This window comes from Hydrocoleum sp. CS-953 (assembly GCF_002260545.1).
Lineage (GTDB): Bacteria > Cyanobacteriota > Cyanobacteriia > Cyanobacteriales > Microcoleaceae > Trichodesmium.
Genome location: NZ_LGSU01000452.1, coordinates 1 through 3,159 on the forward strand (window position 1 = coordinate 1; position 3,159 = coordinate 3,159).

1 protein-coding gene is annotated in these 3,159 nt (G+C 34.2%); it reads left to right on the forward strand.

What is annotated here, in order from left to right:
• Positions 1 to 701: 701 nt before the first annotated feature.
• Complete coding sequence (gene cysS / locus AFK68_RS04520) at positions 702 to 2,171, forward strand: cysteine--tRNA ligase (protein WP_094671771.1); 1,470 nt, start codon at positions 702 to 704, stop codon at positions 2,169 to 2,171.
• The last annotated feature ends 988 nt before the right edge of the window (positions 2,172 to 3,159 follow it).

Sequence of the window (3,159 nt, forward strand, 5' to 3'; positions counted from 1 at the left end):
GCTTTAAACAACAAATAATTTTACGTTTAAAAATTTAAAGTTATTAATTTAGGTAAGTAGGTTGGCGTTAAAATTTATCCTTATGAAAAGATAGGAGGTAGAAGAGAGGAGGAAAGATATTTTTGATAACTTTACCTCCTTGTTGCATACTTTTGTTTTTTGTGTCTACCTGCTTATAGTCATAGTAGATTGTATGCTGAAAATTTTGGAACTGTTAATTTTAAACGAGACGATACCTATCAAATTTTAGCTCTTAAACTGCATAGTCTGTAGCTATATAGCAATCCTATTTCAATTGTAATATTTTTGTGCTAGGGGCGATTTCTTGCGGAATGCTTTGCAAAAGACAAAATGCTAATTACCTCTACAGGAATCAGAATTTTGAAGGTTTTTCGTCAATCTTAACTATTATAAAAATTATCACAAATCATTTAGGATTGCTATAGCACTCTTATTTGAGTCCTGTAAAAAATGTTTGTTACTTTTCAGGCAAGAGGTAACAGACAAAAGAAGGGAGTTTCAGAGTTTTTATCCATTTTTTGATTGATGATAAATCATTTAGAATTGCTATAGTAACTGTAGTCGAAACAATGGAATATCAAGAGTCAAACTTCTTCCTTCTGCTATAAAATTAACACTAAAGTAAAAAAAAGCTTTTATCCTTATAATTAAGGTTGGAAAAAACTGGCTGAAATTAATTTATGACACTAAAACTGTACAATTCACTAACTCGTCAAGAAGAAAACTTTCAATCCCTAGAGCCTGGTAAAATTAAAATGTATACCTGTGGTGTTACAGTATACGACTATTGTCATTTAGGTCATGCCCGTTCTTATATTGTATGGGATACAATCCGCCGATATCTAATGTGGCAAGGTTATCAAGTACGGTATGTGCAAAATTTTACTGATATAGACGATAAAATTCTCAACCGGGCCAGAGAAACAGGCAGTTCGATGGAGTCGGTGGCCGAACGTTTCACAGAAGCATACTTTGAGGATATGAAACGCTTAAATGTCCTAGAAGCAGATGAATACCCTAGGGCCACTCAGACAATAGATGGGATTAAACAGTTAATCAAGGATTTAGAAAAAAAAGGTTTTGCTTACCCTTCTGGAGGGGATGTTTATTATCAGGTGCGGAAATTTTCTGAATATGGGAAACTTTCAGGCCGTCGTTTGGAAGAAATGCAAGCTGGTGCAAGTGGTAGAGTAGAGTCAGAAAATTTAGAAACTGCTAAAAAGAAAGACCCATTTGATTTTGCCCTCTGGAAAGCAGCAAAAGATGGAGAACCTGCATGGGAGTCTCCCTGGGGAAAAGGAAGACCAGGTTGGCATATTGAATGTTCGGCAATGGTGCGAGACTGCTTGGGGGAAACTATAGATATTCATACTGGCGGAGCAGACTTAATTTTTCCTCACCATGAAAATGAAATTGCTCAGTCGGAAGCTGCTACGGGAAAATCTTATGTAAGATATTGGCTCCATAATGGTTTTGTGACTATTAATGGAGAAAAAATGTCAAAGTCCCTAGGAAATTTTACCACAATTCGGGATTTATTAGATAGACCTGTAGAGCCAATGGCTGTCAGAATGTTTGTTTTAACTGCTCAATATCGGAAACCTATTGACTTTACTCAAGAGGCGATCGCTTCTGCTGAAAATGGTTGGAATACGATTAAGGAGGGTATATTATTTCCTCAGCAACATGGTTCTAAATTAGGATGGGAAATGCCAGAAAAAACCTTATCTGAAGAGACAAAGTTATTAACTTTTCAGGTAGAAAAATTTCAGAAAGCAATGGATGATGATATTAATACTCCTGGTGCTTTAGCTGTTTTATTTGAATTAGCTAAAGAGTTACGTCGAGAGGGTAATATTCTAGTGCATGAAGGTAAAACTCAAACATCTTTGGAAGAGTTACAAAAACAATGGGTAACTCTGGTAAAGTTGTCACAAGTATTAGGTTTAGAAGTTAAAATAGATGAACAAGTTAGTAGTGAATCTGGAGGTTTAAGTGATAATGAAATTGAGTCTTTAATTCAGCAACGTTTAGAGGCAAAAAAAGCTAAAAATTATGCTGAAGCAGACCGCATTAGAAATGAACTGCAAAATCAAGGTATTAAACTAATAGATCAACCAGGTGGTATAACAAACTGGCATCGGAATTAGGGAGATATTGGGTTTAATATTACTGGCAGGGAACAGGGAACAGAACACCTCTCCAATTCGCTTCTTTCACAGGAATAGTATTTACAAACTACCTGACTTTTTCTGAGAAAATTACTACTTTTCAACTACTATCGCTTTAATATTACCGAATTATTAATAATTAAATAATTCGCGCCTTGAAGCCTCCCCTTGGATAGGGGAAAAAAAGTGCTAAGATATTTCCTTATCTTAAATCAAGAAAGGTTTTAACCGGAGGTAATTATCAATTATCCATTATCAATTAATGAAAGCAGTTTTGGAGTTAATCAGGTACAAATACAAAGTTTTAGGACTTGAGTGAATAGGGAATATAAATTAGTATTAAACTGTAGCTCACCATCCGGGCAAAGTCCTGTAAGTTCGAGGTAAAAATTATCGCGATTAATGTACAAATGTCACAAGTTTGTTGCTGATGGTTAGGTGTTTTTTCTTGAGTGCTTCCTGAATATACCTGATTAGTTAAAATTTTTTTGTTTTGGCAAAACTGACATAATTTGATTTGATAGTTTTTATCTGGAAAAATCTGGGTAAAGTTGATGGAGTTTATTGCTGATGGGTAGTTTTTTTTCTTGAGTGCTTGCTTAATATATCTGATATATCTGATTAGTTGAAATTTTTGTCAAAAAACGGGCATAATTTTATTTGATAGTTTTTATCTAGAAAAATATGGGCAAAGCTGATGGAGTAGGGGATTAAAAAAACACATCAGTTAGCTGAGAAATATTTAGAGGGGTTAGCAAATAAATGAATTACGATAATTTGAGTCAAAAGATACTACTAATTTTTATATGGGGAAGAATTTATCAGTAATTTTAATGTCAACCCCTCTGATTCAAGTTTAGCTATACCAATTACCATGCCTTAATGCTATACTTCGGCTATACTTCAACACCTCAATAGTTACCAAGATTCAAAATCTGTTTTAGACAATTATTAGGAGCTGATATAT

What these genes read in the sequence shown, in the direction of transcription:
- cysS (WP_094671771.1), top strand. Translation starts at nt 702, where the DNA reads ATGACACTAAAACTGTACAATTCACTAACTCGTCAAGAAGAAAACTTT.